The sequence below is a fragment of the Streptomyces sp. NPDC048644 genome (assembly GCF_043199105.1).
Lineage (GTDB): Bacteria > Actinomycetota > Actinomycetes > Streptomycetales > Streptomycetaceae > Streptomyces.
On sequence record NZ_JBICVO010000004.1, the window covers coordinates 389,733 to 413,511 of the forward strand.

Here is a 23,779-nt window from a genome sequence, read left to right on the forward strand (position 1 = left end):
GCCTGGCGGCGCGATGGGGGTGCGCGCCGGATGCCGGGCGCCTGGCGGGTGGGGGCGGATGCGCCCCCGGCCCAGGCCGGCCGGTCCTGTCGGCCCCGGGGCGCCCGGCGCGGCGCCGCGCGGCGGTGTCCCCGTACATGCGGTAGGCGGCCGGTGCGCCGTCGCCCCTGGCCGGTCCGGCGCTGACGGGGCACGGGGTGCGGGCCGCGGTGGGCGGGCGGGGGTGGATATCCGGAGGGTCACGGGCGGCCCGCCTCGGCGGGAAGGGAGGGGACGGGCGGGTGCGCGCAGGCGCCTGCCAGGGCGCGCAGGGCGTGGCCGAGCATGCCGAGCGCGGCGGCGGCGCAGGCCACGGCCGGGACGGCGGACGGCCCTGCGAGCGCGCTGAGTTCGGCGACGGGGCGGTCGGCGAAGCCGAGGCCGGGAAGCCTGGCGATGAGGGCCAGGGCCAGGGCCAGCGCTTCCAGGACGGCGGCGACCGCAGGTCCCACGGCCGCCGCCACGGGGAAGCCGTGGACGGCGAGCAGCCGGGAGAGGAAGAGCAGGACGCCGAGGGCCGCGGCGGCCGGTACGGCGGCGCCGGCGTCCGCGCCGGTGAGCCGTCCGGCGCCGAGCAGCAGCGCGCTCTGCGCGGCGAGGAAGAGCAGGGTGGCGGCGAGCAGCAACGGGCGTACCCGGGCGGCGAGTTCGCCGAGCCCGCGGCTGGCGGCGAGCCCCCGCCTGCCGCGTACCGCGAACCAGCGGGCGCACCAGGCGGCGGGCGCGACGGCGCAGGTCAGGGCCAGCGCGGTGGCGGTGGCCTGCGGCGGCGGCGCGAGGGTCAAGTCGGTTCCGCCGGAGAGGAGTTGGGGAAGCAGCAGGTCGCCGAAGAGGGCGTAGCCGGTGAGCCAGGCGGTGCACAGCACGGCGGCAGGTGAGCCGCCGTCCGGCTGCCGTGCGCGCAGCGGCCCGGTACGGACGCACAGCCGTACGGCGAGGACGACGAGTACGGCGCCAGCGGTGGCCGTCGCGGGGCGGACGAGCGGGGTGACGGGCCGGGCGGCGGCGGTGGCGGCGAGGGTGGCCGCGCAGAGCGCGCCGGGCAGCAGGTGGAGCGCCGCGCGGACGGTCAGGGACCGCTGGGCGGGCTCGGTCTGCGGCACCGGGGTGCCGGCCGCGGCGCGCGGTACCCGGGCGTACAGCTCTTCGGCGAGGGAGAAGACGTCGCGGTGCCGGAAGCGGGCGGCGGTGCGGTCGGTGACGCCGTGCGCCTCCAGGCGGGCCGCGATCTCCAGGGCGTCGACGGCGCGTTCGCACAGCGCGCGGTGACGGTGCATCAGGATCCGTACGGGGTCGGCGGGGCCGCGCCGCGGCGGGCGCGCGGCGTCGTCGGGGGCCGTGGCGTCCGGGGTGCGGGGGTTCCCGGTGTGCGGCGAAGCGGTGGGTTCCGTGCGCGGGGAGGTCATGTCCGGTCTCCTCTCGCCGCTGCCGCCGGGCGGTGCGGTCCCGGTGCGGCCCAGCTCGGCGTGCGGGCCGCGGGGCGGGCGGCGGTGCCGGTGGCGGCCCAGTGGCCGGGTACGTGGGCCTCGGCGGGCCGGGCGAAGGGCCGCGGCGCGACGGGCGGCCGGGCGGCGTGGGGTGCGGCGGGGCGGGCGGGCGCGCGGGAGATCAGTTCGAGGTAGATGCCGCGGAACGCCGCGGTGTTCCGCTCGGTGGTGAACAGTTCGAGCGCCCGCGCGCGGGCCGCGGCGCCGAGCCTGGCCCGGCGGGCGGGGTCGCGGAGCAGGGCACAGCAGGCGTCGGCGAGGGCGCGGGGGTCGCGGGCGGGGACGACGAGGCCGGTGCCGCCGATGACTTCGCAGACGGCGCCGACGTCGGTGGAGACCGTGGCGCGTCCGCAGAACATCGCCTCCACCAGGGGGCGCGGGAAGTCCTCGGCGCGGCTGGGGAGGACGAGGACGGTGCCGGACGCGTAGACGTCGGCCGGGGTCGGCGCCGCGGGGCCACCGGCCTCCTCGAAGCTGACCGGACTCCGGGCGGAGGTGCGGGCACCCGCGGCACCGCCGGGGAAGAGCTGCCCGGCCAGCGCCCGGCAGTGCGCGAGGTAGCCGGGCGCTTCCGGGTCGTCGGACGGCCCGCCGATGAGGCGCAGGGTGGCGTGCGGTACGGCCGTGCGGACGGCGGCGAAGGCGTGCAGGAGTCCGACGAGGTCCTTGGCGGGTTCGACGGCGCCGACCCACATCAGGGTCGCGGAGTCGTCGGCCGCGGCGTCGGGGACCGCGGCGAACGGCGCGGCGTCCAGACCGGGGTGGACGGTGCGCAGCCGGGCCGGGTCGGCGCCGCAGCGTTCCTGCCAGCGGCGGGTGCGGGTGTGGCCCGGGGTGATCAGCGCCGCCTGGGCGTAGGTCTCGGCGGCGAGTGCCTTGCGGAAGGCGGCGAGCAGGGCGCGTACGGGGGCGCTGAGGGGGGTGGCGGCGCGGGCGAGGTAGTGCTCGCGCAGCCGTGCGCCGTACTCGGTGACCAGGAGCGGGGTGCCGAAGAAGCGTTTGGCCAGCAGGCCCGGGAGGGCGGCGGGTCCGGTGGACGTGGTGTGGCAGAGGTCGGCGGCGGCGAGCCCGGGGGTGCCGTCGCCGCCGTACCAGTCGAGGGAGAGCGGGCGCAGCGCGCGGGAGACGTGGTCGGTGACGGCCAGCAGGTCGGGGAGCTGGGCGGCGTGCGCGGCGGGGAGTGCGCCGGGCGCGCGGCAGGCGCGCTCCAGGATGCGGAGGGTGTCTTCGGAGCGGAGCAGGGCGGCCAGGTGGGTGTCGCGTGCGAGGTCGGCGAGCCCGTAGAGACCTGCGGCGAAACGGTCCGCCTCACCGGTGGCGGGGTCCGTCGCGGCGGCGGCGCCGACCTGCGTGCCGGGGGCGGCGAAGGCGGCGGCGAGGTCGCCGAAGTGCTGGGCGAAGCGGCGGCGTTCGCGGCGGGCCGGGGGCCGGTGGCGGTCGTCGTGGCGGCGGTCCTGTCCGGTGGGTGCCGGGCCGTCCAGCGGGGCGCGGCGTACCCGGCGGACCTGCGGCGGCGGTGCGGGGCAGTGCCCTGCCGCCCGGTGGGTGCCGTCGGTGAGGGCGTAGATGTCGAACTCGTGGCCCGTGAGCCCCCGTACGAGCCGGTCGCACCACAGGTACGACTCACCCGGCGCGTAGGGATCACCACCCTCGGTGAGCAGTCCGATGCGCACGAGTGCACCCCCGTCCTCGATTTCGGCGTTTGCGGCCCGACGGCCCGGCCGTCAGCTCCAGGGAGACGCTATGCAAAAGGGCCGGTGGTGCGATGGACGGTTGTCCGTCGCACCACCGGAAGGGGTGAACGCTCGTAACTTTCCGCCCCACGAGGCGTTTCGGCGCGATAAAGCGGATCCGTACCGTCTGCCCGGCGCCGTGCGGGCGACCGCCGGACGGTACGGAGTCCGTCCCGCCCCTCAGGCGGCCACGCGGCGCGCCCTCCGGTCGGCGGCGATCCGCGGATCGAGGACCGGTACGGCCGCCAACAGCCCTTGCGTGTAGGGGTGTTGAGGATTGTCGTACACGGCGTCGACCGGCCCTTCCTCCACGATGTGGCCGGCCCGCATCACCGCGACCCGGTCGCTGGCCGCACGGACCACCGCCAGGTCGTGGGCGATGAACACCAGGGAGAGGCCCAGGTCACGGCGGAGTTCGCCGAGCAGGGCCATCACCTGGGCCTGGGTCGTCACGTCGAGCGCGGAGACCGGTTCGTCGCAGACCAGCAGCCGGGGCGAGGGTGCCAGGGCGCGGGCGATGCCGACGCGCTGGCGCTGGCCGCCGCTGAACTCGTGCGGGTAGCGGTGGTACCACGCCGGGTCGAGGCCGACCCGCTCCAGCAGCTCCCGTACCCGGCGCCTGATCTCGGCGTCGTCGGTGCCGCCCGCCGCGCGCAGCGGGTCGGCGACCGACTCACCGATGGTGCGCCGGGGGTTGAGCGAGGAGACCGGGTCCTGGAAGACCATCTGGAGGTCGCCGCGGAGCGGGCGCAGGGCGCGCTCGCCGAGACCGCCGATGTCGCGGCCTTCGTAGTGCAGGGTGCCCGCCGTGGGGTCCAGGAGGCGGACCAGCATCCGGCCGACGGTGGTCTTGCCGCTGCCGGATTCGCCGACGAGCCCGAGGGTCTCGCCCGCCCGTACCGTCAGCGAGACGTCCGCGACGGCGGTGGTGCGGCGGCCACCGCGGCCGAACTCCCGGCGCAGCTGGGCCGCTTCGAGCAGCGGCGGGGCGGCGTCCGGGGTGCCGGGAGCGGGAGCGGCGGCCGGCCGGTCGGTGGCCCGCAGGGCGGCGGTGCGCGGCGCGGGCACGGCCGCCGGTGTCCGCGCCCCTGCCTCCGCTCCCCCGCGCGCCGTCTCGATGCGGGGCACGGCGGCGAGCAGGTCCTTGGTGTACGGCTCCCGGGGCGCGCCCAGCACCTCGCCGACCGGGCCGTGTTCGACGGCCCGCCCGCCCCGCATCACCAGGACCTCGTCGACGCTGCCTGCGACCACGCCGAGGTCGTGGGTGACCAGCAGCAGTCCCATGCCGGTCTCGGCCCGCAGGGTGTGCAGCAGGTCGAGGATCTGGGCCTGGACGGTGACGTCGAGCGCGGTGGTCGGCTCGTCGGCGATCAGCAGGCGCGGCTCGCAGGCCAGCGCCATCGCGATCAGGGCGCGCTGCCGCATCCCGCCGCTGAACTCGTGCGGCCTGCTGCGGGCGCGCCGGGCGGCGTCCGGGATGCCGACCCGGTCGAGTGCGCCGACCGCGCGGGCCCGTGCGGCGCGGCGTGAGGTGCCGGGCCGGTGGATCCGGTGCACCTCGGCGATCTGGTCGCCGATGGCGTAGTAGGGGTCGAGCGAGGACAGCGGGTCCTGGAAGATCATCGCCGCGGTGCCGCCGCGCAGCGCGCGCAGGGTGGCGTCCGGGGCCGTGAGGACGTCGGTGCCGTCGACCCGTACGGTGCCTTCGACCCGGGCGCCGGTGCCCCGGTGCAGGTCGAGCAGGGCCGCGGCGGCGGTCGATTTGCCGGAGCCCGACTCCCCCACGATGCCCAGGGCGCCGCCGGGCGCGAGGGTGAACGACAGGCCGTCGACGGCCCGTACGCCGTCGCCGGTGTCCCCGGGGAAGGTGATCGCGAGGTCGCGGACCTCGACCAGGTCGGCGGTCATGACAGGGTCACCCTTCGGTCGGCGAGTGCGTACAGGACGTCGGCGATGGCGCCCGCGATGACGACGGCGGCGCCGATGCCGAGTACCGCGCCGACCACCACCGGGAGGTCAACGGTGCGCACCGACTGGACGGTGAGCCGGCCGATGCCCGGCAGCCCGAAGAGGGTTTCGGTGAGCATCGCGCCGCCGAACATGGTGCCGAGGTCGATGGCGTTGAGCGCGATGACCGGGGGCAGGGCGCCGCGCAGCGCGTGCTTGCCGATGACCGTGCGCTCGCGCAGACCGTAGGCGCGGAAGGTGCGGATGTGGTCCTCGGCCAGCGTCTCCAAGGTGGCGGAGCGGGTCAGCCTGGCGTACTTGGCGGATTCGAGCAGGGCCAGCGACGTCCAGGGGAGCAGCAGGTTCCAGGCCCACTGCTCGGGATCCTCGGTCAGCGGCACGTACGTGGGGAACGGCAGCCACTGGAGGGCGGCGCAGAACACCATCAGGAGCAGCAGTCCTGTGATGAAGACGGGGGTGGCGGTGCCGGCCAGTGTCAGCACGGTCAGGACCCGTTCGGTGGTGCCGCCGCGGCGCAGGGCGGAGAGCAGCCCGGTGCCGACGCCGAGCAGCAGCCACAGCACCATGGCGCCGAGCGCGAGCGAGGCGGTGACCGGCAGCCGGGACGCGAGGAGCGTGGTGACCGGCTGGGCGTTCTGGTACGAGAGGCCGAGGCAGGGGGCGTGGCAGTGCAGGACGCCGGTGCCGGTGGAGTAGTCGCGGCCGGCGACGAGGCCCTGGAGGAAGTGCAGGTACTGCTGGAGCAGCGGTTCGCCGAGGTGCAGTTGTTCGCGGACCTGGCGGATCTGTTCGGCGTTGCAGCGGGGCCCGCAGGCGAGCTTGGCGGGGTCGCCAGGCGCGACGTAGAAGAGGAGGTAGACCAGGGCGGAGAGCAGGAAGAGGACGATCAGTGCGCCGCCAAGTCGGCGCAGCACGTAGCCGGTCATCGGGCGGCACCCTTCGTCGTGTCCGGTGCCGCGGCGGCGGCCGGTTTGCGGGTCCGGCGCGGGCCGAAGCCGCGGACGCCCACCCGCAGGCGGGAGCGCTCGCGCGGGTCGAGCGCGCCGCGCACCGCGTCGCCCAGCACGGTGAACGCGAGCACGGTCACGAACAGGCAGGCGGCGGGCAGCAGGACGTACACCGGGTCGGCGCGGAACCACGTGGTGGCGGTGGACAGCATCTGTCCCCAGGAGGAGGTGGGGGGCTTGACGCCGATGCCGAGGAACGACAGGGACGCCTCGACGACGATGTTGGACGGCACCAGGATCGCCGCGTAGGTGATCACCGGCGCGGCGAGCGCGGGCAGCAGTTCGCGGCGGGCCACCCGCCAGGGCCCCGAGCCGCCGAGCCGGGCCGCCGCGACGTGGTCGAGCTTCTTCAGCGACAGCGTCTGGGCCCGCACGATCCGGGACATGCCGCCCCAGTTGAGCAGTCCGATGACGACGATCAGCAGCAGCGGGCGGGGGAATTCCTCGGGGACGACGGCGGTCAGCGCGACGGCGAAGACCAGCATCGGCAGCGCCACCAGCACGTCGGTGAAGCGGCTGAGGACGGAGTCGAGGAACCGGTTGCCGAGGCCGGCGGCCAGGCCGACGACGACGCCGATCACCACCTGCACGACGGTGGCGCCGAGCGCGACCAGCAGGGAGACCTGGGCGCCGTACAGCAGCCGGGAGAACAGGTCGCGGCCGGTGCCGGGTTCGACACCCAGCCAGTGGTCGGCGCTGATCCCGCCCAAGGAGCCGGTCGGGACGCCGCCGCGGGCGGAGTCGATGAGCTGGTCGTGGTAGGTGGTGGGGTCCTGGCCCTCCAGCGCCGACAGCAGCGGTGCGCCGATGGCGAGGAGGGCGAGGACCGCGAGCACGGCGGCGGCCACGACGGCCGACGGGCGGGCGCGCAGCCGCCGCCATGCTCCGGATTCCTGGGTGTCGCTCACGTTCTTCCTGCCGGCCTTACTTGACCGCGACCTGCGAGATGTCGAGGACGCCATCCCAGTCGCTGATCACGATGTTCTTGATGTTCTTGCCGTAGAGCCGCTTGTAGACGGGGTGGAAGAGCGGTACGGACAGCGCCTGTTCGCCGATCTTCTTGTCGAGGGCGCCCCAGCGCTCGGCCGCCGCGTCGAGGTCGGTGAGCTTGTTGATCTCGTCGATCTCGTGGTTGACCGCCGGGTCGTCGAGCCGGGCGTGGTTGAAGTTGTAGGCGTCCTTGACGATCTGCCGGCCGTCGTAGACGGGCGCGAGGAACGGGCCGCCGGAGGGCCAGTCGGCACCCCAGCCGCCGATGAACAGGCCGGGTTCGTCCTTGAGGGTGTGGACCTTGTCCTGGTAGTCGTTGTCCTCAAGACCGGCGAGCTTGACGGTGATGCCGGCCTTTTTGAGGGCTTCCTGGACGGCGGTGGCGATGTCCGGGCTGGTTTCGAAGTTCTTGGCCGTGGAGTGGGTGAGGGTGATGCTCAGCCCGTTCTTGTATCCCGCTTCCTTCAGAAGTTCCCTGGCCTTTTCCGGATTTCCGGTCCTTCCCGCGGGGAAGGGGTCGGCTCCGGTGTAGCCGAAGGTCTTCTGGTTCGGCAGGAAGGTGGTGGCGGGCTCGGCGAGCGAGGAGCCGCCCGCCGCGTTGACGACGCTCTGCCGGTTGACCGCGTAGGAAATCGCCTGCCGGACCTTCGGATTGTCGAAGGGCTTCACCTTCGGGTTGAAGGCCAGGTAATTGGTGTAGCCGAAGTGGCCGGTGCCGACCCGCTTCTGGAGGTCCTTGTCGCCGGCGATCTGGGCGAGTTCGGCGGGCCCGAGGTTGGTGTCGGTGGTGACCGCGGCGGCGTCGGCGCCGGCTCCGGTGGACAGCCGCTGGTTGATGACGGCGGAGTCGAGGCCGGACTTCACGTCGATGGTGTCCGGGTAGGCGTGCCGTTCCTTGTCGGTCTTCTCCGACCAGTGCTCATTCCGCTTCAGCAGAATGCGCTCGCCGTCCCCGGTGTTCTTGACGACCTTGTAGGGGCCGGATGAGATGGGGTGTTCCTCGTATTTCGTGCCGGTGTCCTTCTTCTTCGGCACCGGCGCGAACTGGGTCTGCGTCGCCAGTAGCGGGAATTCACCTTCGGGCTTCTTCAGGTGGAACACCAGGGTCTTGTCGTCCGGCGTCTCGATGGACTTCAGACCGTCCTTCGACGTGTCCTTGTAAGGCCCCTGGTATTTCTCGCCGCCGACCAGCCAGTCCCGCAAATAGGGGGCGCCGCCCGACAGTTCGGCGGCGAAGGACCGCTCGATGCCGTATTTGATGTCCGCGCTGGTGATCGGCGACCCGTCCTCGAACTTCAGGCCGTCCTTGAGGGTGTACGTCCACACGGTGGCGTTCTTGCTGGGCCGCCCGGTGTCGGTGGCGAGATCGGGCACGGCCTTGGCGCCCGCCGCACCGTTCTCGCGGTGGCGGGTGGTGAGCGTGCGGAACACCAGGGTCGGGACCTTGCCGCCGCCCGATGTGTACTGCCGGGCGGGGTCGAAGTCGCTCTGCGGCTTGGAGTTGAGGACGGTCAGCGTGCCGCCCTTCTGCGGCGCTCCTGCCTGCGCGCCGCCGTCCTCGGGGCCGCAGGCCACGGCACCGCCGGCCAGCGCGACACCCACCGCGGCTGCGGTGACGCGGCGCGCGGTGCGGGGAGCCCGGCGGGGCCTGGCTTCGGGATGGGGGTGGGCCGCTTCGGCCATGACGGGTTTCGCCTTTCACAGCGGGGCACCCGCAAAAGGCGGCAGGGAAGGCGCGTGACGCGCGAGGCCGCCCCTGCGGAGGCGTGGACGGATCGGTCACGCGGATACGCGGGGAAGGGGCCCCGGCCACAGAGGTGCCCGCCGCCGCGCAGGGTGAACTGCGTGGTTGCCGCGGTGCTCTGCGGAGCCGGGGAGGGCCTCAGCGACACTCGATGTCGGCGACGGACTGCACGGACACGCCGATCAGCGCCAGTTCTATGGCGGCGAGGGTGACGGCGTGACGGTGCGGCATGGGCAGATCATTGAACGAATTTGCGATTCCTGGCAAGGCATCTCGCGATGAGAGACACCTCGTCTCATACCCGCCCGGATGCCACCCCGAGGCGCGCCCCGCCGCCTGACGCCCGGTCACTCAACGGACGCGGCGCCCGACCGCCGGCTCACTTCCCGGTGGGATACGGCCAGGCGTTGGGCCGGCAGGTCACGCCGTCCGTCGTCAGGAACTTCGTCTGCTGCATCATCACCGGCGCCGGCGCGCCCGGCGCACCGCAGACCTCGTGATCGTGCCCGAGCCGGTGGCCGACCTCGTGGTTGATCAGCATCTGCCGGTAGGCGAACAGCTTGTCCGGGCCGTACGTCTTCGCGCCCTGCGCCCAGCGGTAAGCGTTGATCATCACACGGTCGGTCGCCGCCGAGTCGCAGGAGACGTTCTCCTCGGACGTGTCGAGTCCGGACTTCGCGCACCACTTCGCGGTGGTACCCGGGCTCGCCAGCGAGATCACGAAGTCGGCGTCGCCGGACGCGACCCGCTCGAAGGTCCGCGTCCCGCCGTGCGCCCAACTCCGGTCGTCGTTGAGGGTCTTGTGCACCGCATCGGCGAACAGCGCGCCGTCCAGCGGCATGCCGTCCTCGACGTCCACGCGATAGCGGAGCACCTTGCCGTGCCCGGGGGCCTTCGCGGCGCCGCCGGCCGGCGTGAAGCGCCCCGAAGCGGTCAGCTGCGCGTCCAGCGGGAAGGGCCTGGCCATCCGCTGCTCGTACGAGGCGGGCTTGGCGTCCTGCGGCGGGCGGGCCTGCGACCGCGATCCCGACGGGTCGGCCGGATCCTGGCCGCTGTTCGCCTGGGCACCGCCGCCGTCCCGCTGGTCGGCGACCTGGCCCGCGACGACCACGGCCAGCACCGTCGTCACGGCCGCAGCCGCCACACCGGTGAGCGTACGGCCCATACCGCCCTTCCTGCCTTCCTCGGTCCGCGCGGCCTCCCCCGCGCCGGCCGGTACCGCGACCCGCTCCGCTTCCTCGTCTTCGCCCCCGGGCCCCCCGTCCTGCGCCGTTCCGCCGTCCACGGTCCCGGCCCCCGGCCGGGGCGCGCCTGGCGCCTCCCGGTCGAAGACCACCGAACGCCCGGTGAACCGCCCGCCGTCCGGTATCCCGCCCGCCGGCAGCCGGCCGCCCGGCGCCGCCTCGTCCGGCGCCGCGCCGTCCGGCTCCGCCGTCGCTCCCCGGCCGCCGCCCGCGGTGTCCGTGCCCTCGTCGGCGGGAAACGCCTCCAGATACTCGCGCCGCGGTCCGGGCGTCCCCCCGTCCGCTCCCGGCGGCGTACCGAGCACGGGACGCCCGCCGAAACCGTCCGAACTCCCGCTCACGGAACCGCCGTTGACCGTCCCCGCCGCAGGCGCGCCGGGCATGCCGTCCGGTTCCGCCGCACGCGGACGCGGCACCCTCGGGGCGCCCTGCGCGGACCCCCGGCGGGCCGCGGGCGGCCCCGGCGCCGAGGCACCGGGCACCGAAGGCGGCAGCCCCCAGCCGCCGCCCGGCTCACGCTGTTCGGGATGGCCGCCGCGCACCGTCTCGCGCCACGGCCCACGGGGCGCCCGCACCGCGCTCTGCGGCCGGCCGCCTCCGGGGCGCGGCTGCTCGGCATCGTCGGGCCCGCGCCTGCGGCGGCCGGTGCCAGGACCCGCCGGCGCGTGGTCCTGCGGACCCACCGCCGCGGCGCCGTGCGGCCCGGCCGTCCCCGCGGTGTCGTCCCCGTTCTGTGCCCCTGTGCGGCTGTGGCGTCCCACCGGTCGTGTCAGCTCCTGCCCGCGTCGGCGGTCGTCTCGTCGAGCAGCTCGCGGATGGCACGCGCCACCGTCTTCGGGTATTCCATCATCGCCACGTGGCCCGCCTCCGGAAGTGTCAGCAGCCGCGAGCCGCCGAACGCCCTGGCCGCGCGTCGCGCCATCCGGCAGGAGACCAGACGGTCGCGCCCACCGTAGACGAGAAGGGTGGGCGCCAGTACCCGCTCGGCCTGACGCCACAGATTGTGCTGCCCGCCGAGCGTGTACGCGTTCACCAGACCGCGCGCGGAGCGCTCCATCACGTCCCAGAAATAGGGGAGTTCGAGCCGCCTGGCGTACTCGGTGACCGCGGCGCGGAACCCGTCGGGCGTGATCCGCCCGGGGTCGCCGTAGCAGAGCGCCAGCACTTCGCGGGTGCGGCGCTCGGGTGTCCATTCCCGGGTGAGGCGGCAGAAAAGACCGGCCGCGCCGGGGACCGCGAGCAGCGCGGTGGGCACGGCCGTCAGCTGCGGTCGCAGCTCCGGCAGCGCGGGCGAGATCAGCGTCAGGGTGCGGACCAGGTCGGGACGGGCCGCCGCCACCCGGGTCGCCGCCGCGCCGCCCATGGAGTTGCCGATGAGGTGGACGGGGCCGCGCCCGGAGGCGTCGAGGTAGCGGATGACGGCGCGCGCCTGCGCGAAGACGGAGTAGTCGCCGTCGTCCGGCGGCGGGGCCTCCCCGAAGCCCGGCAGATCGAGCGCCTCGCCGTCCAGCCGGTCGGCGAGCAGCGGCATCAGCGCCGACCAGTTCTGCGAGGAGCCACCGAGACCGTGGAGGTAGAGGGCGGGCTCCCGCGCGCCGCCGCCCGCGCCCGCCGCCTGCGGCGCGCCGCCCCCGGGGGCCGCGACCGGCGCGCGGACGGTCAGCGTCAGCCCCGGCAGGGTCACGGTGCGCACTACCTCGTCGGCCTCATCCGGTCCGCCGGGGCCAACTGGCGGCACCGGGAGGGCGGCGGTCCCGGTGCCCGGCGACTCGGTCGAAGACATGGTGTCGATGTTACGAGATGATCACGCACGTGCCTGTGTGTCCGCCGTCACACATCGCATCGCGCCCGGGGGGCCCCTCTCCTACGCTCATACCAAGGGCGTTCCCGGCCCCTGACGCGCACCATGCGCCGCCCGGCAGTGCCGGCCGGCGGGAAAGGGAGCGATCATGCCCGTCGACCCGACAGATCCGGACACCTTCGAGGACGAGGAGACCGCACAGAACGGCACGGAATCCGGCATGGAATCACCGGAGGCCGACACCGCCGAGCAGTACGCGGACGTCACGCAGCACCGCGACATCACCCCGGCGGGCTTCGACCCGGACTCCGCGAACGAGGCGGACCGCGCCGAACAGTCCCGCATCGTGGACCTCAACGAAGACGAATACCGATGAGCTGGGGGGTTATGTCAGCTTCTGACAAGGGTCCGGACCAGATTTTCTCGGCTCCGACCACGCACAGCCGGGTTACCCAAAAGTACGATGGCGGGCGCGGTGCACCATCTTGCGCGTGCCGCGTACGGAACGACTTCTGGGAGGCAGCGTGAGCGCCATCGAGCAGACCGAGGCGGCACGCCCGCGGGGCACACGCCTGCCACGCCGAGCACGGCGCAACCAGCTTCTCGGCGCGGCACAGGAAGTGTTCGTCGCGCAGGGCTACCACGCCGCCGCGATGGACGACATCGCCGAACGGGCCGGGGTGAGCAAGCCGGTCCTCTACCAGCACTTCCCCGGCAAGCTCGACCTCTATCTCGCGCTCCTCGACCAGCACTGCGAATCGCTGCTGCACTCGGTGCGCACGGCGCTGGCGTCGACGACCGACAACAAGCAGCGCGTCGCGGCGACGATGGACGCCTACTTCGCGTACGTCGAGGACCCGGGCGGCGCGTTCCGGCTGGTCTTCGAGTCGGACCTGACCAACGAGCCGGCCGTGCGCGAGCGGGTGGACAAGGTCTCGCTGGAGTGCGCCGAGGCGATCAGCGCGGTGATCGCCGAGGACACCGGCCTCTCGCGCGACGAGTCGATGCTGCTGGCCGTGGGCCTGGGCGGGGTCTCGCAGGTGGTGGCCCGCTACTGGCTGTCGTCCGAGAGCAAGGTGCCCCGCGACACCGCGGTCGGTCTGCTGACCTCGCTCGCCTGGAAGGGCATCGCGGGATTCCCGCTGCACGGCATCGACACACACTGACCGTGTTCGCTCCCGGCGTGCTCCGGGGGGCCCTGCGCGTCCCCGTGCCGGGCTAATGTGGCTGCGTACGGCGCGGATGGCCGCGCACCCAACTGACCGTCGGAGGGACATCAGCCGTGGAGGTCAAGATCGGCGTGCAGCACGCGCCCCGCGAGATCGTTCTGGAGAGCGCGCAGTCTGCCGAAGAGGTGGAGGGCGCCGTAGCCGACGCCCTGGGCGGCAAGTCGCCGCTGCTGAGCCTGGTGGACGAGCACGGCCGTAAGGTTCTGGTCCCGTCGGACCGGCTGGCCTACGTGGAGATCGGCGAGCAGTCGGTCCGCAAGGTCGGTTTCGGGGCGCTCTGAACCGGGGCGCCGTACGGGCGCCCGCAGGACACCGGCGGCGGCCGGGAGGATTTCCTCCCGGCCGCCGCTCGCTGCTGTTCAGGGCCTCTCCCGCCGGGCCCGCGCACGCCCCGCGCGGCCGTTCGTGTCGGTCCGGACACAGGCTCTGATGCGATCAGGCAGCCGATCGTGGCCATGAGGGTTGCTGTGGGTGGCCCTTGGGTACGACCGCCTACGACCGGATTTGTTCGTCCGATCGGCCTTGTCACGCGGGAGGGAACAGCATGATCTGGGAAGCGCTCGGCGCCTTGATCGCCGGATTCGCCATCGCCCTGGTCGCCACGCGCCGTCTGCCTGACCGTTTTCCCTCACGCACCCTGACGCTGGCCACAGGACCCGGTGCCGCACTCTTCGGCGCGCTGCTGACCCGGTCGATCCTCGGCCCGGGTCACCCCTTCCAGGTGATGGCCGCCGCGCTCGCCGTGGGCGCGGCGCTGCTCTCGGTCCTGGTGCGCCCGCCGCGCAGCCGGCTGGGCAGGTCCGCCGCCGTCTGAAACGCAGCGGCGCGGCCCCGGACCTTCGGGTCCGGGGCCGCGCCGTGTGCTGTGCCGTAACCGCTACGCGGCGAGCCCCAGGGCCGCCATCCGCTTGGTGTGCGCCTCGGTGATCCGCGAGAACATCCGGCCGACCTCGGCCAGGTCGAAGCCGTCGGCCACCCCGCCGACCAGCATCGTGGAGAGCGCGTCGCGGTCCGCGACCACCCGCTGCGCCTGCGACAGCGCCTCGCCCATCAGCCGCCGCGCCCACAGCGCGAGCCGCCCGCCGACCCGCGGCTCCGCCTCGATCGCGGCCCGCACCTTCTCGACGGCGAACGACGCGTGCCCGGTGTCGTCGAGAACGGCCAGCACCAGATCCCGGGTGTCGGAGTCCAGCCGGGCCGCGACCTCCCGGTAGAAGTCACTGGCGATCGAGTCGCCGACGTACGCCTTGACCAGGCCCTCAAGCCAGTCCGACGGCGCGGTCTGGCGGTGGAACTCGTCCAGTGCGGCGGCGAACGGCTCCATCGCCTCGTTCGGCTCCGCCTCGATGTCGGCGAGGCGCTGCCGCAACCGCTCGAAGTGGTGGAATTCCGCCGATGCCATCTTGGCCAGTTCGGCCTTGTCGTCCATCGTCGGCGCGAGCTTGGCGTCCTCGGCCAGCCGCTCGAAGGCGGACAGCTCGCCGTACGCGAGCGCGCCCAGCAGGTCGATCACGGCGGCACGGTAATGCGGCTCGGCGGATGCCTGCGCCCAGTTCTGGGCGGCGATACCGGTCGGTTCCTGCGCGTCGGCAGCGGCGTTGTCTGGCGTCTCCATGACCGGCACAATAGCCCGCCGCGCGGCCCGGGAAGGCCCTGGGCAGCCGCCCGGTACCAGCCGTCGGACGGCTCCGGCGACCCGGCTCGCCGGGGCAACCGGGGGGCGTGTTCCGTTTGTCACTCATACAAGCCTTCGGATGCCACGCCGCATCCGGGGTACAGTGGTATTGGGCCCGCCGAGTATCGGTGGGTCGTTCCACGAATGCGGATGCCCGGTCGGTGGCCCGATCGGCTCCAAACCGACCGCCCTCCCCTGTGGCGCGTAGCGAGAAGACGTACGCACAAGCAGGAGGGACACCGCTCGCGGCAGGAGTGCCTGAGCGTTGGCAGTGGTCCCGCGCCATCCGGCCGTGTCAGGCCGGTCCCGTACGAACCCGTACGACGGTGCGGTACGACCCCCTTCGCCGCCTCACGCCGCGTCTCACAGAAGAGGCAAGATTCTGTCTACGTTCCGAGACCTCGGGATTTTCCCCGAGACCGCCGAGGCCCTTGAAGCCGTCGGCATCGTTTCCCCCTTTCCCATTCAGGAGCTGACGCTCCCCGTCGCCCTCTCCGGCAGCGACGTCATCGGCCAGGCCAAGACCGGCACCGGCAAGACCCTGGGCTTCGGCCTGCCGCTCCTGGAGCGCGTCACGGTCCCGGCGGACGTCGAGGCCGGCCGGTCCAGGCCCGAGCAGCTGACCGAGGCGCCGCAGGCCCTCGTCGTCGTCCCCACCCGCGAGCTGTGCCAGCAGGTCACCAACGACCTGCTCACCGCCGGCAAGGTGCGCAACGTCCGGGTCCTGGCGATCTACGGCGGCCGTGCCTACGAGCCGCAGGTCGAGGCGCTGAAGAAGGGCATCGACGTCGTCGTCGGCACCCCGGGCCGGCTGCTCGACCTCGCGGGCCAGAAGAAGCTCGACCTCTCGCAGGTCAAGAGCCTGGTCCTGGACGAGGCCGACGAAATGCTCGACCTCGGCTTCCTGCCGGACGTCGAGAAGATCATCCAGCTGCTGCCGGTGAAGCGGCAGACGATGCTGTTCTCCGCGACGATGCCGGGCCAGGTCATCTCGCTGGCCCGCCGCTACATGTCGCAGCCCACGCACATCCGCGCCACCGCGCCGGACGACGAGGGCCAGACCGTCGCCAACACCGAGCAGCACATCTTCCGCGCGCACTCCATGGACAAGCCGGAGATGGTCGCGCGCATCCTCCAGGCCGACGGCCGTGGTCTTGCCATGGTCTTCTGCCGTACGAAGCGGACCGCGGCGGACATCGCCGACCAGCTCGCGCGGCGCGGCTTCGCGTCCGGCGCGGTGCACGGCGACCTCGGCCAGGGCGCCCGCGAGCAGGCGCTGCGCGCCTTCCGTAACGGCAAGGTCGACGTCCTGGTCTGCACCGACGTCGCCGCCCGCGGCATCGACGTCGAGGGCGTGACGCACGTCATCAACTACCAGTCCCCCGAGGACGAGAAGACCTACCTGCACCGCATCGGCCGCACCGGCCGCGCGGGCGCCAAGGGCACCGCGGTCACCCTCGTCGACTGGGACGACATCCCGCGCTGGAAGCTGATCAACAAGGCCCTTGACCTGTCGTTCGACGAGCCGGAGGAGACGTACTCCACCTCCCCGCACCTCTACGAGCAGCTGCACATCCCGGCGGGCACCAAGGGTGTCCTGCCGCGCGCCGAGCGCACCCGGGCCGGGCTCGCGGCCGAAGAGGTCGAGGACCTGGGCGAGACCGGGGGCCGCGGGCGCGGTGCCCGGGGGCCGGCGGCTGCGGTCGTCGAGGAGCGCCCGCAGCGGACCCGGACTCCGCGGCAGCGGCGGCGGACCCGTAGCGGCGCGTCGGTGGACGGCACCGCCGTTCCCGCGGCGCGGGCCGAGGACGCGCTGGACGCGGCGGATGGCTCGGCGCAGGCCGAAGGCACCGACGGGCCGCGCCAGCCGCGGCGCCGGCGTCGCACCCGGTCCGGCGGCCAGGGGAACGCGGCGGCCCGCCCGTCCGCCAGGTCCGACGAGGCGCGGGACACCGCGGCCGGGACGGCGGAAGCGGACCGGGCCCTCGACGCTCCGGCCGATGACGCTCCGGCCGCCGAGGCCAAGCCGCGGCGCCGGCGTACCCGGGGCGCCAAGGCGGCTGCCGACAGCGCGGTCGTGGCGGATGCCGTGACGGACGCGGCGCCCGCGGCGGATGCGGTGGCCGCGGTCGACACCGCGGAGACCGTGACCAAGCCGCGTCGGCGTACCCGGAGCACGACCAAGGCCGCTGCGGAGCCGGCCGCCGTGGCGGAGGCCGCGCCGGTCACACCGTCCGTGGCGGATGCCCCGGCGGACGAGGCCCCGGCCGTGAAGCCGAAGCGGGTCCGCAAGGCCGCGGCGCCCAAGAAGACCGCTGCGGCGGACGCCCTGGACACCGCCGAGGGCGCGGACGCCGCTCCCGCCAAGCCGAAGCGGGTCCGCAAGACGGCCGCCGCGAAGGCCGCAGCGGACACCGCCCCGGCCGCCGATGCGGCCGAGGTCAAGCCGAAGCGGACGCGGAAGGCGGCCACCAAGGCCGTCGCGGCGGGCGCCGAAGCCGCCGCCGACGAGGCACCGGCCGCCAAGCCGAAGCGGGTCCGCAAGACCGCGGCCAAGAAGGCCGCGCCCGCCGAGGCCGCGCCGGAGAGCTGATCCGTTGCCGGTGGCCCGGTCCCTGCCCGAGTGGCGGGGGCCGGGCCATCGGCATGCCGGGGACCGGCGCCGCCCCGGCCGGCCGCCCGCCGGTGGAGTGCCTGCCGGGGGCGGGTGGCGGGTGTCAGGCTGCCGGGCGGATAGCCTCGGGGCATGAGCAGGCCCCCCACGTTGACGTTGCCCCGGTGCGCCGAGGCGTACCGACTCTCCACCCGGCGCGGGGAGTTCGCCGTGCACGAGGCCAGGCCGGACGGTGCACCCGTGGGGGTGGCGCTGCTGGTGCCCGGGTTCACCGGCAGCAAGGAAGACTTCATCGGGCTGCTCGCTCCGCTCGCCGCCGCCGGTTTCCGGGTGGTCGCCGTCGACGGGCGCGGGCAGCACGAGACGGGCGGGCCGCGCGCCGAATCGGCTTACGTACAGGCCGAGTTGGCGCAGGACGTACGGGCCCAGGCGCGGGCCCTGGACGCTTCGCACGGGGTGCATCTGCTGGGGCATTCGTTCGGCGGTCTGGTGAGCCGGGCCGCTGTGCTGGAGGATCCGTCGCTCTTCGGGTCGCTGACGGTGCTCAGCTCGGGGCCCGCCGCCATCGACGCGGCGCAGCAGGTCCGGGTGCAGATGCTCATCGACGCACTCGGCAGCATGGCGATGGAGGAGGTCTGGCAGGCGATGCAGCTGCTGGACCCACCGGAGGCGCCGGAGGCGCAGACCCCCGCGGAGATCGGCGCATTCCTGCGCCGTCGATGGCTGAACACCGTCCCCGAGCAGCTGATCGCCACCGGGCGGCAGATGATCGAGGAGCCGGACCGGGTCGACGAACTGGCCGGTGTGCCGCTGCCCAAGCACATCGTGTCCGGCGCGGTCGACTACGCCTGGCCGGTGCCGCTGATCGACAAGATGGCCGTCAGGCTGTCCGCACGCCGTACGGTCATCGACGGCGCGGAGCACTCCCCCAACGCGGAGCGCCCGGAGCGGACCGCCGCCGCGCTGGCCGATTTCTGGCGCCTGCTGCCCGAGGGGTGACCTGCGCGTTCAGCACTGCGGCTGTACGGACTCCCAGAAGCCGTCCCGCAGGGAGCGGCGCAGTCCTGAGTGGCCGCGCAGGGAGTGGTGCAGCAGGGCCTCGGCCGCGGTCAGGAGTTCCTGGTCGACGGCGGCGGGGAGATAGGGGTGGTGCGGGAGGATCCCGGCGCCCCAGGCGTGGCCGCGTTCGGCCAGCCACTGGGCGGCGACCTGCGCGCCGATGAGCCGCACCTGATCGCGGCTGGGGACGGGACTGCCTTCGCCCGGCACTTCGGACGGTTCCACACCGGCCCGTCGGGTGACGTACGGCTTGCAGAATTCGAGGTCGAAGGTGCGCTGGCTGTCGACCTCCCACAGCAGGGGTTCGGCCTGGTTGCGGCCACCGGTGGCCTCGATGCCCCACAGGTGGACGCGGGCGCCGTAGCCCTGCGCGGCTTCGACGGCGGACACCAGGTCCTCGTCGCCGCCGATGAGGACGGCGTCGCTGATGGCGCGGTGCCTGGCGAGTGACTCCAGGTCGGTGCGGATGAGGGAGTCGACGCCCTTCTGCTGGTTGTTGGCGTTGAGGTTGCCGAGCCTGACCTTGACGTCCGGCAGTTCCGCGATGCGCTGCTGTTCGGCGGTGTGGATGCGGCGGCGGGCGCCGTCGTACCAGTAGACGCGGAGCAGCCTGCTGTCCGGGAAGATCGTCCGGGCCTTGTCGATGAAGGCTTCGATGATTCCCTCGGCGTCGAGTCCGAACGTCCTGCGGTCCTCAGTGCCGGTGACCAGCCGCCCGGCGGCGGCGTAGACGTAGCCGGCGTCGACGAACGCGGCGTGGGTGGACGGGGTCGTGGCGACCTCGGCGAGCACCCGGGTCAGCAGTTCGTTGGTGCGCGCGATGCCTGCGGCGAGGACGGCGAGGTCTGAGGGGCCCGAGGGCTGGAGGTCGTTCATACCGGGCCCATTCTTCCGGCGGCCACTCGGCGGGGACAACCGCGCTCCCACCAGGCAATATTTAGACCGTCGAAAGTTTTCTTTAGCGTAGGGAATGTTTGCACCCTGCCACGACGTTCTTCCAGAGGAACGCCGGCCACCGACGCCTGGCGTTCGCCATCCATCAGTTCTCCGCAGGAGGATCAGACGAAGGGAGAAGCCGTATGCGCTTCGAGATCATGCGCCTGGACGACGTCGACGGCAACGCCGTGGACAGCACCGTCGTGGACGCCGCCTCCGTCAACCGGATCGTGCAGCAGGCCGCCGCAATCGGCCAGCGCATCTACATCCGCCCGGCCGACACCGCCGCCCGGTAACGCCATGACCGCCGCCTGAGTCACACCGCGGCACGCACGGAACGCCCCCGTACGGACATGCCGTGCGGGGGCGCTCATATGCCCTGGTCAGGAGCCCTGAACGACCTGGGTGACGCCGTTGATGATCTGCTGCACGGCCAGCGCGGAGAGCATCATGCCCGCCAGCCGCGTCACCAGCACCACTCCCCCGTCCTTGATGACGCGGATGATCACCAGCGAGAACCGCATCACCAGGTAGAGCACGACATGGATCGCGACGATCGCCGTCCAGACGGAGAACTGCGCGGTAAAACCGTGCGCGTGCTGCACCGCGAGGATCACCGACACGATCGCGCCGGGACCGGCCAGCAAGGGCATCCCGAGCGGCACCAGCGCGACGTTGACGTCCTTGGTCTGGGTCGGCTCCTCCGACTTCCCGGTGAGCAGATCCAGCGCGACGAGCAGCAGCAGCAGCCCGCCCGCGATCATCAGGGCGGGGGTGGAGATGTGCAGGCGCCCCAGGATCTGGCGGCCGAAGATCCCGAAGACGGCGATGACACAGAAGGCGACGGTGGCCGCCTGCCAGGCCATCCGGCGCTGGACCTTGGCGGGGCGCCCCGAGGTCAGCGCAAGGAAGATCGGGGTGATCCCCGGCGGGTCCATGATCACAAAAAGCGTGACAAAGAGGGTACTGAAGACAGCGACGTCGAACACGGTGATGAGTGGCCTTGCAGGAGAAGCGGAGCGGAGGGCAGGGCGGGCCCGTCAGAGCAGCGCAAGGGCGCGGACGCACCGCGGTGTGCGGTGCGCCGGACGGGGCCGCCGGGGTGGGCGGGCGGACTCAGCCGCCCGCGCCGGGTACGGGGAAGGCGCCGGTGGCCCGGCGCACGATCTCGCCGTAGATCTCGGGGTCGGTGGTGTACTCACCGAGCCGGCAGGTCTTGCGGCTGCCGTGGTAGTCGCTGGACCCGGTGGCCAGCAGCCCGAGGTCGGCGGCGAGGCCGCGCAGCCTGGCGCGGGTGGGCCCGTCGTGATCCATGTGATCGACCTCGATGCCGTCGAGGCCGGCGGCGGCCAGTTCGGCTATGGCGCTCTCCGGCACGCAGGCACCGCGCTTGACGGCCTGCGGGTGCGCGAAGACGGTGACCCCGCCGGCGGCCTTGACCAGCCGCAGCGCGTCGAACGGGTCGAGTTCGTGCTTGTCGACGTAGGCCCGGCCGTCGTTGGCCAGCCACTGCGGGGTGAAGGCGTCGGACACCGTCGGGACGACACCCAGCTCGACCAGGGCGCTGGCGACGTGCGGCCGTCCGACGGCGCCGTCCCCGGCAATCGCTGCGACCCGTTCCCAGGTGACCGGCACCCCCAGCTCCTGGAGCTTGGCGACCATGCCCTGCGCGCGCGGCATCCGGTCGTCGCGGACCAGTTCCCGCTCACGGGCCAGCTCGGGCTCATCGGGGTCGAAGAGGTAGGCGAGCAGATGCAGGCTCACACCGTCGATGCGGCAGGAGAGTTCGGCGCCGGTGACCAGCGTCAGCCCGTCGGGCAGCGCCGCGCGCGCCTCGGCATGGCCGCCGACGGTGTCGTGGTCGGTCAGCGCGACGACGTCGAGGCCACTGGCGGCGGCGTTGCGCACCAGCTCGGCGGGGGTGTCCGTGCCGTCGGACGCGGTGGAGTGGGTGTGCAGATCGATGCGCACGACGCTGACTCCCAACTGCGGTGACGGTGACGGGTGGACCGGACGGCGCCCCCGCGGCGGCCGTGGCGCACCGTCAAGGGGTCATCAGAAGGATACCGGCCGCCGGAGGCCCGCCCGCCGGACCGTCCGCGCGGGCGGCCCTGCACCCCGCGTCAGGACAGGATCCGCGGCGACAGCGCGCCGCACGGCAGCAGGTCCACCTCGGCGCCCGCCTCGCGCAGGTCGGTGAGCACCAGGTGGTCGTACATGATCAGGCCGGTCGGCTCGGGCCAGACGATCGCCCACAGCCACAGGCCGCGCGCCTCGCCCGCGAAGACCGCGCGGTCGTCGGGCGCACCCCCGACGTGCCACAGGGGCGTCGGCCGGCCGGCGGCCAGGACCTTGGTGTGCGGCGCGCGGTCCACCCGCATGCCGGGGCCGGGGTCGGGCCCCTCGACACCCGCGTAGTGGGCGCCGAGCCCGACCCCTGGCTCCTCGGCGACCAGCAGGAGTTCACCGGGACCGCCCAGCGGCCCCGGCCCGGAACAGGCCACCGCGGTGGCCCGGCCGCCGCTGCGCTCGTCGCCCGCGCAGGCCACGCCGGTGAAGAGCCAGCCCACCGGGAGCGGCCAGGGCATCCACACGGGCACCTGCGCTCGGTGCACGACGACGCCGAGCGCCTCGACGCTCGGCGGGACGACCGGCTGGAGTGGCTGCACGGTGCCGTGCACGGCGCACTGCCAGGAGTCGGAGAAGAGACCGGGCGCCCGGACCCGGCCACCGCACTTCGGGCAACTGGGTTCGCCCCTCATAAGGACCAACGGTCCTCCGTACACGCCGCCGCGTCAAGGACGATCACCCGACCGGTGGGGCCACGGAACACGCACAACTGCCGGGCCCCCGCGGGGCGGTAGGCCACTCCTGCAGGTTAGTTGTAACTTGCATTCTTTAGGTCGGCTAACTTAATATGTGTATACATCAACGATCTCGCGGATCGCGGAACCGGCAACGGAAGGGGCTGCGGCATGCAGAACAGCGGACACGGCACAACCGCCGACGACGACCCGTTCGACGAGGGCGCGGGCGGCCTGCTGCGCCAGCCGAAGGCGGTATGGGCCACGGCGGGCGCCTCGGTCGTGGCCTTCATGGGTATCGGACTCGTCGACCCGATCCTCCCCTCGATCGCCAAGGGCCTGAACGCCTCCAACAGCCAGGTCTCCCTCCTCTTCACCTCCTACTTCCTGATCACCGCCGTCGCGATGCTGGTCACCGGCTTCGTCTCCAGCCGGATCGGCGGGCGCAAGACGCTGCTGGCCGGCCTCGCGCTCGTGGTGGTCTTCGCCGCGCTCTCCGGCACGTCCTCGTCGGTCGGCGAACTCGTCGGCTTCCGCGCCGGCTGGGGCCTGGGCAACGCGCTCTTCGTCTCCACCGCGCTCGCGGTGATCGTCGGAGCAGCCGCCGGAGGAAGTGCGGCGGCGATCCTGCTCTACGAGTCCGCGCTCGGCCTCGGCATGGCCTGCGGGCCGCTGCTCGGTGCGATCCTCGGCGACCTGAAGTGGCGCTACCCCTTCTTCGGCACCGCCGCCCTGATGGCCATCGGCTTCATCGCCATCACCGTCTTCCTCAAGGAACAGCCGAAGCCGGCCCGCAGGACCTCGCTGCTCGACCCGCTCAAGGCGCTCGGGCACGGCGGCCTGGCCTCCGCCGCCGTCTCCGCGTTCTTCTACAACTACGCGTTCTTCACGGTGCTGGCCTTCACCCCGTTCGTGCTGAACATGTCGCCCTACAAGTCGGGCGGCGTCTTCTTCGCCTGGGGTGTGCTGCTGGCGGTCTTCTCGGTGATCGTGGCGCCCCGGCTCCAGCGCCGCTTCGGTTCGCTGAAGGTGCTCGGCGGCTCGCTGCTGCTGCTCGCCGCCGACCTGCTCGTCCTGGGCTACGGCAACCACACCACCGCGATCGTCTGCACCGTCCTGTCCGGCGCCTTCATCGGCCTGAACAACACCGTCTTCACCGAACTGGCGCTGGGCGTGTCCGACGCACCGCGGCCGGTGGCCAGCGCGGGCTACAACTTCGTGCGGTGGTTCGCCGCGGCAGCCGCGCCGTTCCTCGCGCCGAAGATCGAGGAGTGGACGGACCTCCACATGCCGTTCGTGGTCGCGGCGGTGGCCGCGGCGATCGGCGCCGTGATCGTCGCCGTCCGCAGCCGGGCGCTGACCGTCCGGGCCGGGGAACTGGAGCCGCAGCACGCCACGGAGGACGGTGTCACGGTCTTCGCCGGCTGACCGCCGCGCGCTCCGCACGAC

The 23,779-nt window shown here is 73.3% G+C and carries 22 protein-coding genes; 8 read left to right on the plus strand and 14 right to left on the minus strand.

What is annotated here, in order from left to right; all coding sequences use genetic code 11:
* Positions 1 to 239: 239 nt before the first annotated feature.
* From ACGFNI_RS11385 to ACGFNI_RS11425, 9 genes are all read right to left on the minus strand, one after another.
* Complete coding sequence (locus tag ACGFNI_RS11385) at positions 240 to 1,445, minus strand: hypothetical protein (protein WP_393682689.1); 1,206 nt, start codon at positions 1,443 to 1,445, stop codon at positions 240 to 242.
* Entirely contained in the window at positions 1,442 to 3,199 is a 1,758-nt protein-coding gene (locus ACGFNI_RS11390; protein WP_393682690.1) for a DUF3492 domain-containing protein, read from the minus strand. Before ACGFNI_RS11390 ends, ACGFNI_RS11385 begins: the two co-directional genes overlap by 4 nt.
* A gap of 240 nt (positions 3,200 to 3,439) precedes the next feature.
* Complete coding sequence (locus ACGFNI_RS11395) at positions 3,440 to 5,167, minus strand: dipeptide ABC transporter ATP-binding protein (protein WP_393682691.1); 1,728 nt, start codon at positions 5,165 to 5,167, stop codon at positions 3,440 to 3,442.
* Positions 5,164 to 6,153, minus strand: coding sequence for an ABC transporter permease (locus ACGFNI_RS11400; protein WP_393682693.1), 990 nt, complete (start codon positions 6,151 to 6,153; stop codon positions 5,164 to 5,166). Before ACGFNI_RS11400 ends, ACGFNI_RS11395 begins: the two co-directional genes overlap by 4 nt.
* The gene (locus ACGFNI_RS11405; protein ID WP_393682697.1) at positions 6,150 to 7,142 is read right to left on the minus strand and encodes an ABC transporter permease; all 993 of its coding nucleotides are present in this window, start codon (positions 7,140 to 7,142) and stop codon (positions 6,150 to 6,152) included. The genes ACGFNI_RS11400 and ACGFNI_RS11405 overlap by 4 nt, the downstream gene beginning before the upstream one ends.
* A 16-nt stretch (positions 7,143 to 7,158) precedes the next feature.
* Complete coding sequence (locus ACGFNI_RS11410; RefSeq protein ID WP_393682699.1) at positions 7,159 to 8,907, minus strand: ABC transporter substrate-binding protein; 1,749 nt, start codon at positions 8,905 to 8,907, stop codon at positions 7,159 to 7,161.
* 199 nt (positions 8,908 to 9,106) lie between these two features.
* Positions 9,107 to 9,199, minus strand: coding sequence for an Ms4533A family Cys-rich leader peptide (locus ACGFNI_RS11415; RefSeq protein ID WP_393682701.1), 93 nt, complete (start codon positions 9,197 to 9,199; stop codon positions 9,107 to 9,109).
* A gap of 148 nt (positions 9,200 to 9,347) precedes the next feature.
* Complete coding sequence (locus tag ACGFNI_RS11420) at positions 9,348 to 10,973, minus strand: DUF3152 domain-containing protein (RefSeq protein WP_393682703.1); 1,626 nt, start codon at positions 10,971 to 10,973, stop codon at positions 9,348 to 9,350.
* 8 nt (positions 10,974 to 10,981) lie between these two features.
* On the minus strand, positions 10,982 to 11,995 hold the full coding sequence (locus ACGFNI_RS11425) for an alpha/beta fold hydrolase (RefSeq protein WP_393682705.1): 1,014 nt from the start codon (positions 11,993 to 11,995) through the stop codon (positions 10,982 to 10,984).
* A 166-nt stretch (positions 11,996 to 12,161) separates the two neighbouring features.
* On the opposite strand from ACGFNI_RS11425, the gene ACGFNI_RS11430 reads away from it, so the two are divergent.
* From ACGFNI_RS11430 to ACGFNI_RS11445, 4 genes are all read left to right on the plus strand, one after another.
* Complete coding sequence (locus tag ACGFNI_RS11430) at positions 12,162 to 12,389, plus strand: hypothetical protein (RefSeq protein ID WP_393682707.1); 228 nt, start codon at positions 12,162 to 12,164, stop codon at positions 12,387 to 12,389.
* Between the two features lie 148 nt (positions 12,390 to 12,537).
* Entirely contained in the window at positions 12,538 to 13,179 is a 642-nt protein-coding gene (locus tag ACGFNI_RS11435) for a TetR/AcrR family transcriptional regulator (RefSeq protein WP_393682709.1), read from the plus strand.
* A gap of 116 nt (positions 13,180 to 13,295) precedes the next feature.
* Complete coding sequence (locus ACGFNI_RS11440; protein ID WP_227050846.1) at positions 13,296 to 13,523, plus strand: DUF3107 domain-containing protein; 228 nt, start codon at positions 13,296 to 13,298, stop codon at positions 13,521 to 13,523.
* Positions 13,524 to 13,786: 263 nt separating this feature from the next.
* A complete protein-coding gene (locus ACGFNI_RS11445; protein ID WP_393682711.1) occupies positions 13,787 to 14,056 on the plus strand; it encodes a hypothetical protein in 270 nt (89 codons plus the stop codon).
* 63 nt (positions 14,057 to 14,119) lie between these two features.
* Here the strand turns inward: ACGFNI_RS11445 and ACGFNI_RS11450 are convergent, their stop codons facing one another.
* A complete protein-coding gene (locus tag ACGFNI_RS11450; RefSeq protein ID WP_227050605.1) occupies positions 14,120 to 14,857 on the minus strand; it encodes a ferritin-like fold-containing protein in 738 nt (245 codons plus the stop codon).
* A 331-nt stretch (positions 14,858 to 15,188) separates the two neighbouring features.
* Between ACGFNI_RS11450 and ACGFNI_RS11455 the strand changes: the two genes are divergently transcribed.
* Both ACGFNI_RS11455 and ACGFNI_RS11460 read left to right on the plus strand, forming a co-directional pair.
* On the plus strand, positions 15,189 to 17,510 hold the full coding sequence (locus ACGFNI_RS11455; protein ID WP_393683043.1) for a DEAD/DEAH box helicase: 2,322 nt from the start codon (positions 15,189 to 15,191) through the stop codon (positions 17,508 to 17,510).
* A gap of 153 nt (positions 17,511 to 17,663) precedes the next feature.
* Positions 17,664 to 18,530, plus strand: coding sequence for an alpha/beta fold hydrolase (locus ACGFNI_RS11460; protein WP_393682713.1), 867 nt, complete (start codon positions 17,664 to 17,666; stop codon positions 18,528 to 18,530).
* Between the two features lie 9 nt (positions 18,531 to 18,539).
* Here ACGFNI_RS11460 and ACGFNI_RS11465 read toward each other — a convergent pair whose 3' ends face one another.
* Entirely contained in the window at positions 18,540 to 19,466 is a 927-nt protein-coding gene (locus ACGFNI_RS11465; protein WP_393682714.1) for an NYN domain-containing protein, read from the minus strand.
* A 203-nt stretch (positions 19,467 to 19,669) separates the two neighbouring features.
* On the opposite strand from ACGFNI_RS11465, the gene ACGFNI_RS11470 reads away from it, so the two are divergent.
* Positions 19,670 to 19,822 carry a hypothetical protein gene (locus ACGFNI_RS11470; protein WP_169795174.1) on the plus strand — a complete coding sequence of 51 codons (153 nt, stop codon included), beginning with the start codon at positions 19,670 to 19,672 and terminating at the stop codon, positions 19,820 to 19,822.
* 87 nt (positions 19,823 to 19,909) lie between these two features.
* Here ACGFNI_RS11470 and ACGFNI_RS11475 read toward each other — a convergent pair whose 3' ends face one another.
* From ACGFNI_RS11475 to ACGFNI_RS11485, 3 genes are all read right to left on the minus strand, one after another.
* A complete protein-coding gene (locus ACGFNI_RS11475) occupies positions 19,910 to 20,515 on the minus strand; it encodes a MarC family protein (RefSeq protein ID WP_393682716.1) in 606 nt (201 codons plus the stop codon).
* A 127-nt stretch (positions 20,516 to 20,642) separates the two neighbouring features.
* The gene (locus ACGFNI_RS11480; protein ID WP_393682718.1) at positions 20,643 to 21,497 is read right to left on the minus strand and encodes a PHP domain-containing protein; all 855 of its coding nucleotides are present in this window, start codon (positions 21,495 to 21,497) and stop codon (positions 20,643 to 20,645) included.
* Between the two features lie 152 nt (positions 21,498 to 21,649).
* Positions 21,650 to 22,288: a DUF6758 family protein gene (locus ACGFNI_RS11485; protein WP_393682719.1), complete on the minus strand. Its 639-nt coding sequence runs from the start codon at positions 22,286 to 22,288 to the stop codon at positions 21,650 to 21,652.
* 213 nt (positions 22,289 to 22,501) lie between these two features.
* Between ACGFNI_RS11485 and ACGFNI_RS11490 the strand changes: the two genes are divergently transcribed.
* Entirely contained in the window at positions 22,502 to 23,758 is a 1,257-nt protein-coding gene (locus tag ACGFNI_RS11490; protein ID WP_393682721.1) for an MFS transporter, read from the plus strand.
* The last annotated feature ends 21 nt before the right edge of the window (positions 23,759 to 23,779 follow it).